The following is a 14,222-nucleotide window of genomic DNA, read 5'->3' on the forward strand; positions in this document are numbered from 1 at the left end:
TATGACCAGCCTGCATCTGCAAAGCGTTAAGAAGTCTTACGAGCAAGTGAACGTGATTCACGGGATCGATCTCACTATCAACAGCGGTGAATTTGTGGTGTTTGTTGGCCCTTCGGGCTGCGGAAAATCGACGCTGCTACGCATGATTGCCGGGCTGGAGGAGATTAGCGACGGCAAGCTGCTGATTGAGGGCGCGGATATGACCCACCAGCCAGCAACCGAGCGCGGTATCGCCATGGTGTTTCAGTCCTACGCGCTTTATCCGAATATGACGGTGCGCGGCAACCTCGCTTATCCGCTGGAAGTGATGAAGCGTCCGAAAACCGAGATCGCACAGGCAATTGCGCAGACTGCGGAGCGCCTGCATCTGACCGAGCTGCTCGATCGTCTGCCGCGTGCTTTGTCAGGCGGGCAACGTCAGCGCGTGGCGATTGGGCGCGCCATTATTCGCCATCCGCGCATTTTCTTGTTTGATGAACCCCTGTCGAATCTGGATGCCGAGTTACGTTTGCAGATGCGTATCGAAATCGCGCGGCTGCACGCCTCATTGGGTAATACCATGATTTACGTCACCCATGACCAGCTGGAAGCAATGACGCTGGCCGATCGTATTGTGGTGCTGCGTCAGGGCCGTATTGAACAGGTCGGTGCGCCACTGGAGCTGTATCACGATCCGGACAATCTGTTTGTCGCCGGGTTTATTGGTTCGCCAAAGATGAATTTCTTACCCGCAGAAGTGGCCGCCATCGCGCCCGGCGAAGTGCAGCTGCGCGTGCCTTCTCTCGGCCTTCACGCATTAACCATGAAGATTGACGCCGCCTGCCAGGAAGGGCAGAAAGTGACGCTTGGCGTACGCCCTGAACATTTTCAGCCTGCCAGCTCAGCCAGCGCGCCGTTGAGCTTTAGCGCACCGCTGTCGTTCAGTGAGATGCTGGGACATACCAATTACCTTTATCTGGATGTAGGCCAGGAGCGGCTGCTGGTGATTGAGGAGCGTAACGTGGCAAGCCATGAGATGGGTGAGCCGGTACATTATCAGCTGGATGCGGGGAGTTGTTTGTTGTTTGATGAAGGGGGAATGCGGTTACGGTGAAAGGCGCTGCGCGGAATAGCCGCGGTTAGCGCCATAGAGCTTCCACCGACCGTCGCGCAGACCAGCCTGAGTTCGATATTCAACCGAACTCAGGTTGGTTTCAGATTGATACGTTTATGGTTGTAATCGTGGATGTATTCGCATATGGCGTGTTTCAGCTCACCTGTCGTTGGGTATCCCACTTTTGGGCGCAGTTCAGGCGCAGGACTTAGCCTGAGGTGAACGAAACCCGCGCAATGCCAAAAAAACGCGATGAAGCGCAAATTTTTACGACGCGATCTCTTCATCCGCCTGTGCGGCCAGCAAATCCAGCAATTTATTCACCGCAAAACCCGCCGCGCCCTGTGCCCACATCCGATTTGACTCGGTAATAAACTGCAACGGCGTCATGTGCGGCGTCAGTTTCAGGCGATAGGTCTGGAAACTCTGGGTGATATTATCCAGCAAAATGCGCGACGCCATCTGTGGTTCCATCGCCAGATAGACCACATCGGGATCATAGGCAACCGACAGATTTGCCAGCGATATGCCCAACTGATGGCCGGCTTCCGCCAGCGCGCTCAGCACTTCCTGCGTCGGGCGCATATCCAGGTCGCGCAGCGCCTGCGGCACCTCATCTTTCAGCGTGGCGGCCACCCGTCGCAAAATCGCCTGTGATGAGGCGACATCTTCCAGCAGGCGCTCGGAACCATCCCCCAGCAGGGCATTACCAATCTCACCCGCTTTACCATGACGCCCGCGATAGAGCTGACGATCGAGCAGAATACCTGCGCCAATCCCTTTACCAAAGGTGGCGATAATCGCCGATTGCGCATGACCGAGCTGACCAAATACCAGCGCCGCCATCGCTAAAGCGTTGGCGTCATTTTCGATAAATACCGGCAGCGAAAAGCGTTCCTCCAGTAGCCGGGCAATCGGAACGTTATCCCAATCCAGCACGCGTGAACGCACGCAATAGCCATTGCTGGCATCCACCAGACCAGACAGCGCCAGGCCAATGGCGCCCACCTTTCTGTTCTCTACGCCGCGCAGAAACTTTGCCAGCGCATCGCCCAGTTGTTTCGGTGTCATGGCTCCGGAAGGCATTTGCTGCTCGCCGATGATATTGCCGCCCAGGTCGGTCAGCACAATCAGATTACGTTCTGCATTGAGCTGGATGCCGATCACGCTGGCGTGGTCGGGATTAAGACCAAGCAGGGTTTTGGGACGCCCCATCGAGACACGTCGCAGCCCCAGCTCCTGTACGATGCCCCCGGTCAGCAGGCGATTAGTAGCCTGCGAGACCGTTGACATACTCAGGCCGCTACGCACTTTGAGATCGGACTGGCTGATCGGCGCATTTTCGACAATCAGCCGCAGAATACGGGCAGTTACGTTCGGAGCAATCATGGTTCTCTTTATCAGCAGAATGAAAAGGTTACGCGGGTTGGTTCATACTGAACTGGCTGGCAAGCCGTAGCGCACCGCTCAGCGCATCGCCCTGCGGTGGCACCAGTAGTGCGGCGATATCCGCCGGAAGCCAGGGCTGAATCGGCGCGGCCAGGCCTCCCATCAACGCTAGCTTACCGTGGCTGCGCGCCAGTAGCGGCTGTATCATCAGTGCGATATCCGCAGCGGTTTGCTGAACCAGCGCAGCGCCATGCACATCACCCGCCTGCGCGGCGGCGAAAACGTCCGGCACTATCCGCCCCCAGTCGGCTGGCGTCGCCTGACGTGACCAGATTAGCATCTGTTCCGGGCTGTCGTGGTAATGCGCCATGATGCGTTGCGTCAGCGCCGAAGACGGCACGATGCCTTCATGGGCCAGCAGCGCCAGCCGGAGCGCACGCTGCCCCAGCACCGCGCCTGAGCCGGCATCGGAGAGGGCAAATCCCCAGCCGCCGAGCAGTGTAAACTGCGTGCCATCCCATGCCGCGCCCTGGCTGCCGGTGCCGGTGATAAATACCGCCCCTGGCGCGCCATTATGCGCCCCGGCGCAGGCCGTTTCGACATCGGTAAAAACATAGCGCGACTGACAAACCGGCAGCCAGCTATCCAGACGTGCTTTGACCGAGGACACATTTGCCCCCGCGAGGCCTGCCACCAGCACGGTTTGTGCCCGTGCCGCTGCCGGTAATGCCGCCTGAGTGAAAAGATCGTCAATCACCCGGTCAATAGCGTCAATCGCCGCTTCAAAGTGCGACCAGACATTGGCTGGCCCACCGCGCGCTTCCGCCAGCAACTGCCCCCGATCGTCGGTGAGACGTCCACGACAGCGCGTACCACCACCATCAATACCCAGCATCAATGACTGCACGCGCTTCCTCCTGCCCTGCACCGCCCGGGATGACCCTTTATAGATGTGCGAAAGATAGGGTAAAAAAACTTAAATCGCAATAACAAATAAATATGGAAGACACAACACAAAATAAAAATGATTAAAATCATATAAATAATAAAAACATTGATTTTTACACGCAGGATATTAATTGACTTTAGTTTTTCTGCCGTAATAAGTTAGCGGTCAGATTATCAGCAGCCTGATGGGTCGGGCAGCTAACAGGCAACGGGCTTCAGGGGTATAACATGAAAGTGGGCATTATTGGTCTTGGCTTTCGTCTTTCCCATGTGGTGAAAGAGTTCAGCAAAGCCGATACAGAGTTCTCAGTAGTGGGTTATGTCGATCCGGCTCCGGCGGGTTTACCCAATCTTCACACCTTCGGTATCGATCCCGGCAAGGCATTCGACAGCATTGACGCCCTGCTGAGCCATGGCGGTTTTGATCTGTTGCTGATCGGCTCACCGAACTTTATGCATCTTGAGCATATTCGTCAGGGACTGGCCGCGGATTATACCGTCTTCACCGAGAAGCCGGTGGTCATCAATGAAGAACAGACGATGTCGATGGCGCGGCTGGTGCAACAGTATGGTCACGAGCGTATTCTGGTCGGTCTGGTGCTGCGCTACTCGCCGCTGTATCACGACCTGTTGATGGCGCGTGATGATAAACGCCTCGGAGAGATCACCTCCATCGAAGCCACCGAACATATCAAGCCATACCATGGCGCCTTCTTCCAGCGCGACTGGCGTCGGCTGGAGAAATACGCCGGTCCGTACATTCTGGAAAAATGCTGTCACGATATCGATCTTTATCAGGGCCTGATGGGTGAGCGCCCGGTGCGTGTCGCCAGCTTTGGTGGCCGTAAATCCTTTACCCCGCAACACGCGCCGCAGGGTGCCGTCACCCCTGATTCCGAGGTGTATCATATCAAGCCGAGCGGCTGGTCCAGTACCGACGCGGTGTTTGATAGCGACGCCGATATCGTCGATTACCAGACGGCCATCATTGAATACGCCGGTGGCGCCACCCTGGCCTTTCACGCCAACCTCAACGTGCCGGATGAGTTCCGTCGTTTTTGCGTAATGGGCACCGACGGCATGGCGGAAGGTGACTTTGTGCGTAACTATTTCCGCGTGCATAACGCCCGTACCGGTGAGCGCGAAGTAGATACCACCTACAGCGGCAACGCTTACGATGGTCACTATGGCGCTGACGCACTGATGGCTGAAGAGATTGTGAAACACATTAAACAGGGAACGCCGCTGAAAGTAACGGTGGTGGACGCACTGGAAGCCGGGCTCACCGCAATTAAAATCGACGAAGCGCGAAAATCGAAAACCGTGGTGGATATGACAGAAAGCTGGAAACAATTTGACGCCAGCCTGGGGAAAAAGTAGCCATATAACGGCTACAGACTCGCGGTCCCCCTAATCGCGAGTTTTGTCATGGCGATACAGACTGGATATCTCCTTTACCGGCCTCCTGGCCGGTTTTTATTTCTCACTCAAAACCACGTCCTGTGGACCGGGCCATCAATAGATTTTCGCTTTGCCTGATAGTATTGAGATCTTTTTCTGGCCTGCAGCAGCGCGTATCACACTTAAACCCGATGTTGATGATGGGAGTGAAATAGCGCGCACGACTTTCATGTCGATTCATCGTGAAAAGAGGGCATAAGAGAAATTAAATCATTCATCAATAGTTACCAGAAAAAGCGTAACATGTGTTTTTTTGTATAAAATGCTCTTATCGTTTTTTGTAAGTTAGTTATGCTTGTTTAACTACTCCGAATTAGAAGGCGACGCGCAATGAAACAATTAAGAATTTATACATTAAAAGATAAAGAAAGTGCGGAAAAATATTTCCGTACTTGTTGGCCAAAGCACATGGTGAGCTTACCAAAGTTTGGGATCTTCATTAACAGCGTATATCTGGGCGGCAATGAGCAAGATAATCAGGTTATAGCTGTGGTCACGTTCCCTGAAGAGTGTGATGTTAACCTTTTAAATCGCCAATATATGCAAAGCCCGGATTTTAGCGAAGACATGCGTGGATTCAATATGACAGATATAATTCATGTTGATGAAATTGCAATTAGCGAAACGCTTTTTTAACAGCTTTTATTGCAATAGCTGACCGGCACAACCCAACGAGACAATATTTTTCCAGCAATAATTCATTTGAAAGATATTCGCGACTTCAGAAAGTTGAATATACCTTCGACCAGAAGCAGAAAGTCTGCTTCTGGCTGTGAGTTCAACGGGTCGATAAGAGTTAGAAACGGAAGGGTAGTACGTGATTACGTAAAGGGAAAAGAGTAGGCCCCATTCCCTGTGCGATCCCCATCAGCGAAAGCCCACCTGCTGTTGCATGAGACTGACCCCGAATAATCAGGAATAACCGGCTTAATGTTGGTTGTTTATCCTGGTAACCGGAAGGTTTCACAGCAAATTCTGATGGAGTCAATCATCCCGGCGCAGAGTGGGAACGCCGCCGTATTTCTTGCGCTACGTACAGAACGTGGCATCGGAAATGCCCGTCTTGCGGCAGAACCGGTATGCCCGGCTCAGCCAGCTTCAGGGCAAAGACAATCTGCTCTTCAGTGAATCGTGATTTTTTCATCGTCACCACCTCCGTTCAGGGGAGTATGGATCATGCCGGAATTTCTGTTTCTGAATGGAGCAGGATTTTGGGTCAGGGTCATGTATCTGATAACCCATTTTCATCATTTTTGTTTGCTTCCGTTCTGCCTGAAAACATGGGATTAATGTCACTCTTCCGGTTTTGGTCAGTTCGTATACTGCAAGAGTGCTATCGGGGTCCATTATGTTTCTTGAAGAACGTAGAAAGTCTATTTTGCAATATTTAGATGAGCATGAGCGTGGCTATGTGAATTATTTTGCGGCGCATTTTAATGTCACGAAAGAAACGATACGCAGTGATTTAAATACTCTTGCAGAGATGGGGCTGGTGCAGCGCTGTTACGGCGGAGCAATTATTTCACGCCGTAGTTTGCTGGCCGAACTTATTTCTGAAACCGGTGATAGTTTTGAGGTGCTACTGCAACCTATTTATCACCGTAAATCACCCAGTGATGAGCGACAGAAAGGAAAATTTATGCAGGGCAAGGTATGTGTATTTGGCTCGTTCAATGTTGACATTGTGGCTAAGGTTGAACGTTTCCCACGGGGAGGAGAGTCGCTAATGGCGCTGGGCAGCAGTCTGGGGCCGGGCGGGAAAGGGGCTAACCAGGCAACGGCCGCCAGTAAAGCCGGTGCTCAGGTGCATTTTGTCGCAAAGGTGGGTAAAGATCAGTTCAGTAATTTAGCTGCGGATCACCTAACTCGCTCTGCAATTCACTCTTACACGCTTTATCAATCTGAGAGTGAACCAACCGGTAATGCGATTATTTATGTTTCTCAGGAAAATGGCGAAAACATGATTGCTATTTATTCTGGGGCAAATAAGACTATTACCCACAATGAAATTCAGGCAATTATTCCGGAATTATCTTCATCTGACGTTTTATTGGTTCAACTGGAGAATAATTTCGATGCCACTCACTCGATAATTAAGATCGCTCACGAACTGGGTAAGCGAGTGATTCTGAACCCGGCCCCTTATTCTGCTGAAATTATACCCAGCATTCCCTTTGTGGATGTCATTACGCCGAACGAAACGGAGGCGTCTTTATTGTCGGGTATCGACATTAACGATCTTGATACCGCAAAAGAAGCGGCCCTGCGCATTGCCGAACTGGGTGCCAGGAAAGTGCTGATTACAATGGGGTCGCGTGGTGCACTGCTGCTGGACAACCGCCAGTTTAGCCATATCCGCGCCTTCCCTGCCGTCACCGTGGATACCACCGGTGCTGGCGATGCTTTTAACGGTGCGCTAGCCGCCTCGCTGGCCGCCGGAAACAGTCTGGTGCAGGCCACAACCTGGGCTTCCGCCTTTGCCTCTCTGGCCGTTGAGCTGGAAGGGGCATCCAACATGCCTGATTTCGAACAGGCAAACGCACGACTCCGTACCCTCAGAACTCAGGAAAAATAATATGAAAACGATCAACGGTATTGTTCCGGTAATGCTGACGCCATTCACAGCTGACGATCGGATTGACTATCCGGCGCTGGCGAAATTAATCGACTGGTATCTGGAGAAGGGGGTTGATGCGCTGTTTGCCGTCTGCCAGTCAAGCGAAATGCAGTTCCTTTCTTTAGAGGAACGTGTTGAGCTGGCGCGCTTTGTGGTACAGCACGTTAACGGCCGCATTCCGGTTATCGCCTCTGGTCATATCAGCGACGATATTGAAGCACAAAAAGCCGAGCTGCTGGCGATGGCGCAGACCGGCATTGATGCTCTGGTGCTGGTGACCAACCATCTCGATCCGCGTAACGAGGGCAGCGAAGTCTTCTACGCTACGCTCAATACGCTGCTGGATACGCTGCCGGCCTCTCTGCCGCTCGGCCTTTACGAGTGTCCGGCGCCATATCGCCGCCTGCTAAGCGATGATGAATTTACCTGGTGCGCCAACAGCGGCCGTTTCATTGTGCTGAAGGATGTGAGCTGCGATCTGCCGACCGTTGAACGTCGCGTACGTCTGGCTCAGGGGACGCCGCTCAACGTCATTAACGCCAACGCGGCGATTGCCTGGCCAGCGATTCTGGCGGGTTCGCAGGGCTTTAGCGGCGTGTTTACCAACTTCCATCCTGAACTGTACAGCTGGTTATGGCGGGAAGGGAAAAACCAGCGCGCGCTGGCCGATGAACTGGCGATTTTCCTCTCGCTGGGGGCCGTGACCGAAACGCTAGGCTATCCGAAAAACGCCAAAATTTATCATCAGCGCCTCGGGACCTTTGACGGTATCACCTGCCGGGTTAACAAGGATGATGTGCTGAATAAGTTCTGGGGGCTGACGGTGATCCTCGACCAGATTCGTGCCGGAACCGAACAATGGCGTCAGCGTATCGCTGGCTAAGCAGAGGATGCCATTATGATCGTAACCAGTATGAAGGCATGGCCTGCCCAGGAATCCGCTTTCCATCCGGTGATTCGTCAGGCGCTGGCTTTTCTTGCGCAGAATGATTTTCAAGATTTCGTGCCGGGCAAAATCGACTTGATCCCTGGCAGGCTGTTCTGCCTGTTACAGGAGATGGACAGCGTACCTTTTGAAGAGGCGCGGCCGGAGTCACATCGCCAGTTTATCGATATTCAGTATTTGATCTCGGGTCATGAGCGTATGGGTGTCAGCCGTGTAGAAAGCGGTCTGCATACCGTTGTTGATGACCGTACACCGCAGCAGGACATCATGTTCTGGCAGGTTGAAAAAGAAGAGATACAGGTGACGTTAACGCCCGGTATGTTCGCAATTTTCTTTCCACAAGATATTCATCGTCCGTGCTGCCATCCGCAGAGTGGTGGGGTTAATCATCTGCGCAAGGCGGTTGTCAAAATCGATCGTGCGTTACTGGAGGAGACGGTATGAGCACAGTGAATCCGGCTTCCGCCACGGCAATTGCGCCGCCGAAGCTCTCCCGCCGTCGCTGGGGGATCATTTTAATTCTGCTCCTGGCTGCGGTAGTGAACTACCTTGACCGCGCCAACCTGAGTATCGCCAATACCACTATTTCGAAGGAGTTTGGTTTCTCCGGCACTGAAATGGGCTTGCTGCTGTCGGCGTTCCTCTGGCCTTATGCGTTGGCTAACCTGCCCGCCGGATGGCTGGTAGACCGCTTTGGTCCGAAGAAGATGTTCACCGGTGCGCTGACTCTGTGGTCCGCCGTGACCTTCCTGATGGGGTTTGTGAACACCTACAGTTTTTTCTACGGTCTGCGGGTGCTGTTAGGGGTTGCTGAGTCCCCGTTCTTTACCTCGGGTATCAAGATCACCCAAAGCTGGTTTTCAGATAAAGAGCGCGGCCTGCCGACATCGATCATCAATACCGGTTCGCAAATTGCTAATGCCATTGCTCCGCCGCTGCTGACCGTTCTGCTGCTGTGGGTAGGCTGGCGCGGGATGTTTATCGCCGTCGGTCTGTTGGGGATTCCGTTAGTGCTGGCGTGGTTGAGGTTTTATCGCGATCCGGATGCGCGGGAAGCGATGCTGATTCATACCGGTAAAGTCGCCGTTACCACAGCGGATAAACCGCAGGTAAACTGGAGCGACCTGTTCCGCAACAAAACGACCTGGCTGATGATTTCCGGCAACTTCTGCATCATGTTTACTATCTGGGTTTATCTGACCTGGCTGCCGGGTTATCTGGAAACGTCGCTGGGCTTTAGCCTGAAGCAGACGGGCCTGATTGCGTCGATTCCGTTCTTCGCCGGTATTCTTGGCGTGCTGTGCGGCGGGATGATCTCTGACCGTCTGGTGCGCAAAGGGGTTAATGCGGTAACGGCGCGTAAGGTGCCTATTGTGCTGGGTGCGACGATGGCGGCCTGTTTTGTGATGCCAATTCCGTTCGTCAGCAACAGCGGTACTGCGATTACGCTACTGACGCTGGGCTATTTCTGCTCGCAAATGCCATCCGGAGTTATCTGGGCGCTGGCAGCAGATATGGCACCAAAAGAGCAGGTTGCTTCCCTCGGTGCGATCCAGAACTTTGGCGGTTTCCTCGGTGCAGCGCTGGCGCCAGTGATCACCGGGATTATCCTTGACACTACCGGTCAGTTCACCAACGTCTTTATTCTCGGTGGCTGCCTGCTGTTCCTTGGCGCCTGTCTCTATGGTTTCTTTGTACGTAAACCGTTGGCACAGTAGTTCTCTCCTCAGACAAAGCGCCGGCTGGTGCTTTGTCTGTCTTGCGGTGTGCCATGGCCGTATCGCGGGACAGTAACCACAATCTTTCGGGAAGGAAAGGATCCTTATATCGCTGAAAGCCATTGCTAAAATCTCGGTAACAACTAGCCGTGCAGTTAAATTGCCATGAGGATGTGTTGCAGGAGGCGCTTACTCGCGTGAAAAACCCCGCAGGGGAATTGACCACGGCGAATATTGATTCGGCGGCCAGTGCAGCCGGGTTGACGGAGTTGAAACCTGTCGATTACACGGCAGTACTGGAAAAAAATGAATGCGCTGGTACAGGCACCGGGGCTGACCGGGACACCCGGTCTGATTGTGATGCAGGCACAGAACGCAACACCGAAAAACATCACGATATTCGCCGGGCTGGCCTCACCACAGCAGATCCTTTCCGCGATACAAAAAGCACAGAACTGTACGCGCCCGATCCGTCCGGGCTTGTCCAACCCGGCAAAGGGGGGATACCCCCTCACCTTCGCCGGGTGCCAGTTTGTGACAGTCATCAGGCATTATTTCCTGTGTGTTTGTTACTGCAGACGTTCGGTAAGAACACGCCCGGATGCCTCGGGGCGGGTTTGGGTCTCGGTTTGGTCACCATGTCATAGATATAGACGACCGCATCGTGCCAGGAGCGGCTGTTCGTTACGTTAGGGGGATATGTTGTGGTGTTGACTAACTGGTCAGCAAGTATGTCAATAATCAAATCGTGTGGAAGAAGGAAGGCGATATAAAGCAACCCTACTTCATTCACCACAAAGATGGCTAGCCGATATTCATGGCTTCGATCGAAAGCACATCGTTTGAGCCTGGCGATGAGGCGGAAGGATTTTTGATTGTCACTGCTGCTGATAAAGGTCTTGTCGATATACACGACCATAGCCCACTTAGCCTAGTGCCCGAAGTTGCCCGGGAATAGATGAGACAGGATGTATACGGTAAAAAGGTAGAAAAGATATCCTCTGACGGCGGTTTCAACGGGTATCCAGTAATGCGCGCGGTCAGGAATGTGAAGAATCAGTGGGCGGAGCTCATCGAGTCTGTTGAATGATGAGGATACTGCAGCTGAGTGGCATAGTTATTATGCGCTATTTTGATATAAGATATAAAGACAGCCAGAGTAATTCTGGCCATCATTTATAGTATGGATGTGCATTTTTATCTAGGGATGCTATTTAATTACAGGGAATTGGTATGCGAGTTTTCCAACAATAATATTTAACGCAGCTAAATCATCTTCTTCAGTAGGTGTTTTCAATGCATTCACAGCCTGGTTTGCCCAGAACATTAAGTCAATGATAACTTGGTTGCTGAATATAGAGCAATCATAACTATCTATAGTTTTGATAAAGGATGTTAGTTTAATGCTGATATATGTGTATATACTACCTTTCTCACTATCAATTTTTGAATCGCATAATTTTTTTAATTCTAAAATTATATTAATGAGATCATCTTTCTGCTGTTGTGTAGCCATGAATTTTCTCCTATTACATTGCAGCTATAATAACTGGACCAAGTTCTTGAATGAAGTCTTTAACATATCCGAGTCCTTCTTTAATATTTTTATTTTGAATATCCAGCATCTCCTCTTTTATTTTTTTATCTGTAACGTCATCCTCAATTATTGAAAGAAGCCCTTTATTATATTCTTTGTATTTATTAATGGCTACTTCAGCAGCCGTTATGTTCTTGATGTAATTTTGTGTTGTATAATTAAGTTGTACTATTTCTTTAGGTGAAACAGACTGCTGTGGTGGAAGTTTGGCTCGTTTGTTGAAATTTAGTAAAGCTATGTGTAATATGTCTCCACTCATTGTATTGAAATACCTATCTTTTTTCTCCTCTATATCTTTTCTTAGTAAATCTAGGTTTTCAGATTGCTTTGGGCCCATTTCCTTTAAAACGGAAGCTATGTCTCCCTTGTTTTTTTCCTCTGTCGCTAGCCGTTGTAAAAATGAGACAAGTCCACTGATGGATTTTTTCTGTTTATCATTAAGGTTGATGTTTTTATTAATGCTATCGGCATTTTCAAGCGCTTTATCAACGAGTTCGCTTACAGAATATGAAGGTTCATCCGACGTATAAGCTGTCAATGCTGTCAGATAATCTGAGAATGCAGACAGGATTTGTTCATTTTCTTTAAATATTTTTCTGTCGATAGATTTTGCATTTAGATAGATGGTCTTAATTCTCTTTTCTTCACGTGGTGTCACGCACATCCCAATGCCAGGGTTAGAACTTTGTTCCTCTCTAATGGGGATGGTCATATCAGATGTAAGTCTGCAATTAGGATCGGAACCAAGGAGTACCGCTACCCAGTCATTATTTAGGGTTATTAAATTTTCATTATATTCTTTAGTAACTTTGATGATTTCACGGCCTGATTTAGCAACCTCTTCAGCATGGTTCATGGCCAGTTTGCCTGAACTACAGGCGGTAAGAATAAGAGGCAGGCTAAATATAGTAATCAGCTGTTTTTTCTTCATAAGAATTCTCACAATTCAGTTAAGTATATCTGTGTTGCTAATTAGCTATAAACTAATAAGCATGCATATTAAAATTGGCGTCAAAACTCTTATTTGAATATAAAAATTGATGACCTGCCTCTGCCAGGTTCAGAAGTCAATATATTAAAGTGAGGTTGGATTATGTAAATATAACGACAATTTTATTTTATTCTATTACCATCAAGGATGATTAAACCCTTTTACTAAAAAAGGGTTTAATAATCTAATAAAAAATGTGGAGGCAACATTATTTTTTGAGAGTATGGTAAAAAAAAGAATTCTGTAATCCTTTTGTAGTGTGAATCGCCACGGATAATCTAGACACTTCCGAGCCGTTGATAATACTGGTTTTCATATTCTGTCGGTGACATCTGTTCGCTAGAACCATGCCGACGCTTACTGTTATAAAACATTTCGATGTAATCAAAAATATCACTGCGGGCTTCTTCCCGCGTTCCGTAGATCTTTTTCTTTATCCGTTCACGTTTCAACAACTGGAAAAAACTTTCTGCAACCGCATTATCATGGCAGTTACCGCGACGGCTCATGCTACCCTCCAGGCCGTGTGATTTCAGGAACGACTGCCACTCATGGCTTGTGTACTGACTGCCCTGATCCGAATGAACCAGCACCTGTTTTTCGGGATTACGCCGCCATACAGCCATCAGCAGTGCGTTCAGGACAATGTCCTTTGTCATCCGGGATTGCATGGACCAGCCGATAATTTTGCGTGAGAACAGATCAACAACAACGGCAAGATACAGCCAGCCTTCGTGGGTCCTGATGTAGGTTATGTCCGTTACCCAACGCTCATCAGGAGCATCCGGATTGAACTGTCGCTGGAGCCTGTTGGGTGACACGATACTGGCCTCGCCTTTACGTGCCCGCGGGCTTCGGTATCCGACCTGAGCCTTTATTCCGACACGTTTCATCAGTCTCCAGACTCTGTTTACTCCGCACTGTTGCCCGCTGTCACGCAGATCCAGATGGATTTTGCGATAACCATAGACGCATCCCGACTCCAGCCAGAACTGTTTAATCTGTCCTGTCAGTCTCAGGTCTGCCTGATGGCGTTGTGAATGCGGCTGCTGAAGCCAGGCGTAAAAACCACTGGGATGAACATCCAGCACCCGACAGAGCAGGCGAACAGGCCAGCAACAGGAGTTGTCACGGATAAAGGCGTACCTCAGTCGGACAGCTTTGCGAAGTACGCCGCGGCTTTTTTTAATATGTCCCGTTCGTCGGTAACCCGTTTCAGCTCTTTCTGGAGACGGCGGATCTCGGCCTGAGCATCTGACTGTTCTTTATTAGTGGAAGAATCCGGACCGTACTTCTTTATCCAGGCATAAAGGCTGTGGGTGGTGATATCGAGACGTGTTGCAACGCTGGCAACAGAATAACCGCGATCAACAACCTGTTTGACTGCTTCAGTTTTAAACTCTTCGGGATAACGCTTACCGCTCATGGGCACCTCTCTTTAAGCCATCTTAAATGACTCTGA

13 protein-coding genes and 2 pseudogenes are annotated in these 14,222 nt (G+C 50.5%); 9 read left to right on the forward strand and 6 right to left on the reverse strand.

The annotated features are described in order from the left end of the window. The first annotated feature begins 1 nt into the window (after nucleotide 1). Nucleotides 2–1,093, forward strand: coding sequence for an ABC transporter ATP-binding protein (locus Y71_RS21665; RefSeq protein ID WP_007373358.1), 1,092 nt, complete (start codon nucleotides 2–4; stop codon nucleotides 1,091–1,093). Between the two features lie 267 nt (nucleotides 1,094–1,360). On the opposite strand, the gene Y71_RS21670 is transcribed toward Y71_RS21665, so the two are convergent. Both Y71_RS21670 and Y71_RS21675 read right to left on the reverse strand, forming a co-directional pair. Beyond that, nucleotides 1,361–2,482 carry an ROK family transcriptional regulator gene (locus Y71_RS21670; protein ID WP_007373357.1) on the reverse strand — a complete coding sequence of 374 codons (1,122 nt, stop codon included), beginning with the start codon at nucleotides 2,480–2,482 and terminating at the stop codon, nucleotides 1,361–1,363. A gap of 28 nt (nucleotides 2,483–2,510) precedes the next feature. Further along, nucleotides 2,511–3,377: a glucosamine kinase nucleotide-binding domain-containing protein gene (locus Y71_RS21675; RefSeq protein WP_071921825.1), complete on the reverse strand. Its 867-nt coding sequence runs from the start codon at nucleotides 3,375–3,377 to the stop codon at nucleotides 2,511–2,513. Between the two features lie 281 nt (nucleotides 3,378–3,658). Between Y71_RS21675 and Y71_RS21680 the strand changes: the two genes are divergently transcribed. Together Y71_RS21680 and Y71_RS21685 are read left to right on the forward strand one after the other, a co-directional pair. Next, complete coding sequence (locus Y71_RS21680) at nucleotides 3,659–4,810, forward strand: Gfo/Idh/MocA family protein (RefSeq protein WP_007373355.1); 1,152 nt, start codon at nucleotides 3,659–3,661, stop codon at nucleotides 4,808–4,810. 411 nt (nucleotides 4,811–5,221) lie between these two features. Further along, the gene (locus Y71_RS21685) at nucleotides 5,222–5,527 is read left to right on the forward strand and encodes a hypothetical protein (RefSeq protein WP_007373354.1); all 306 of its coding nucleotides are present in this window, start codon (nucleotides 5,222–5,224) and stop codon (nucleotides 5,525–5,527) included. 396 nt (nucleotides 5,528–5,923) lie between these two features. Here the strand turns inward: Y71_RS21685 and Y71_RS30445 are convergent. Beyond that, a pseudogene (locus tag Y71_RS30445) lies at nucleotides 5,924–6,035 on the reverse strand (transposase); the annotation flags it as partial. Between the two features lie 204 nt (nucleotides 6,036–6,239). Here Y71_RS30445 and Y71_RS21690 point away from each other — a divergent pair. The 6 genes and pseudogenes from Y71_RS21690 to Y71_RS31035 all read left to right on the forward strand — a co-directional run. After that, nucleotides 6,240–7,466 (forward strand): PfkB family carbohydrate kinase, encoded by a 1,227-nt coding sequence (locus Y71_RS21690; protein ID WP_007373350.1) that lies wholly within the window; start codon nucleotides 6,240–6,242, stop codon nucleotides 7,464–7,466. A gap of 1 nt (nucleotide 7,467) precedes the next feature. Next, a complete protein-coding gene (locus tag Y71_RS21695; protein ID WP_007373349.1) occupies nucleotides 7,468–8,391 on the forward strand; it encodes a dihydrodipicolinate synthase family protein in 924 nt (307 codons plus the stop codon). Between the two features lie 15 nt (nucleotides 8,392–8,406). Then, on the forward strand, nucleotides 8,407–8,898 hold the full coding sequence (locus Y71_RS21700; RefSeq protein WP_007373348.1) for a NanQ anomerase/TabA/YiaL family protein: 492 nt from the start codon (nucleotides 8,407–8,409) through the stop codon (nucleotides 8,896–8,898). Beyond that, complete coding sequence (locus tag Y71_RS21705) at nucleotides 8,895–10,172, forward strand: MFS transporter (RefSeq protein ID WP_007373347.1); 1,278 nt, start codon at nucleotides 8,895–8,897, stop codon at nucleotides 10,170–10,172. The genes Y71_RS21700 and Y71_RS21705 overlap by 4 nt, the downstream gene beginning before the upstream one ends. Before the next feature lie 197 nt (nucleotides 10,173–10,369). Then, nucleotides 10,370–10,819: a hypothetical protein gene (locus Y71_RS30145; protein ID WP_145954153.1), complete on the forward strand. Its 450-nt coding sequence runs from the start codon at nucleotides 10,370–10,372 to the stop codon at nucleotides 10,817–10,819. Between the two features lie 104 nt (nucleotides 10,820–10,923). Continuing rightward, nucleotides 10,924–11,262: pseudogene (locus Y71_RS31035) on the forward strand (SOS response-associated peptidase family protein); the annotation flags it as partial. A gap of 120 nt (nucleotides 11,263–11,382) precedes the next feature. Here the strand turns inward: Y71_RS31035 and Y71_RS21720 are convergent. From Y71_RS21720 to Y71_RS21730, 3 genes are all read right to left on the reverse strand, one after another. Continuing rightward, on the reverse strand, nucleotides 11,383–11,688 hold the full coding sequence (locus Y71_RS21720; protein WP_035943179.1) for a hypothetical protein: 306 nt from the start codon (nucleotides 11,686–11,688) through the stop codon (nucleotides 11,383–11,385). 13 nt (nucleotides 11,689–11,701) lie between these two features. Further along, nucleotides 11,702–12,700: a hypothetical protein gene (locus tag Y71_RS21725; RefSeq protein ID WP_071920264.1), complete on the reverse strand. Its 999-nt coding sequence runs from the start codon at nucleotides 12,698–12,700 to the stop codon at nucleotides 11,702–11,704. 338 nt (nucleotides 12,701–13,038) lie between these two features. Beyond that, nucleotides 13,039–14,186, reverse strand: a protein-coding gene (locus tag Y71_RS21730) for an IS3 family transposase (protein ID WP_085949497.1) whose coding sequence is annotated in 2 segments (ribosomal slippage) — nucleotides 13,039–13,949 and nucleotides 13,949–14,186 — 1,149 coding nt in all. Because the reading frame shifts where the segments join, the coding sequence is not laid out codon by codon here. Nucleotides 14,187–14,222: the final 36 nt, after the last annotated feature.

Source organism: Kosakonia radicincitans DSM 16656, assembly GCF_000280495.2.
GTDB classification, from domain to species: Bacteria; Pseudomonadota; Gammaproteobacteria; order Enterobacterales; family Enterobacteriaceae; genus Kosakonia; species Kosakonia radicincitans.

Bases quoted from the DNA above. Each gene is read 5' to 3' on its own strand.
- Y71_RS21665 (WP_007373358.1), top strand. From the start codon at position 2: ATGACCAGCCTGCATCTGCAAAGCGTTAAGAAGTCTTACGAGCAAGTG.
- Y71_RS21670 (WP_007373357.1), bottom strand. From the start codon at position 2,482: ATGATTGCTCCGAACGTAACTGCCCGTATTCTGCGGCTGATTGTCGAA.
- Y71_RS21675 (WP_071921825.1), bottom strand. From the start codon at position 3,377: ATGCTGGGTATTGATGGTGGTGGTACGCGCTGTCGTGGACGTCTCACC.
- Y71_RS21680 (WP_007373355.1), top strand. From the start codon at position 3,659: ATGAAAGTGGGCATTATTGGTCTTGGCTTTCGTCTTTCCCATGTGGTG.
- Y71_RS21685 (WP_007373354.1), top strand. From the start codon at position 5,222: ATGAAACAATTAAGAATTTATACATTAAAAGATAAAGAAAGTGCGGAA.
- Y71_RS21690 (WP_007373350.1), top strand. From the start codon at position 6,240: ATGTTTCTTGAAGAACGTAGAAAGTCTATTTTGCAATATTTAGATGAG.
- Y71_RS21695 (WP_007373349.1), top strand. From the start codon at position 7,468: ATGAAAACGATCAACGGTATTGTTCCGGTAATGCTGACGCCATTCACA.
- Y71_RS21700 (WP_007373348.1), top strand. From the start codon at position 8,407: ATGATCGTAACCAGTATGAAGGCATGGCCTGCCCAGGAATCCGCTTTC.
- Y71_RS21705 (WP_007373347.1), top strand. From the start codon at position 8,895: ATGAGCACAGTGAATCCGGCTTCCGCCACGGCAATTGCGCCGCCGAAG.
- Y71_RS21720 (WP_035943179.1), bottom strand. From the start codon at position 11,688: ATGGCTACACAACAGCAGAAAGATGATCTCATTAATATAATTTTAGAA.
- Y71_RS21725 (WP_071920264.1), bottom strand. From the start codon at position 12,700: ATGAAGAAAAAACAGCTGATTACTATATTTAGCCTGCCTCTTATTCTT.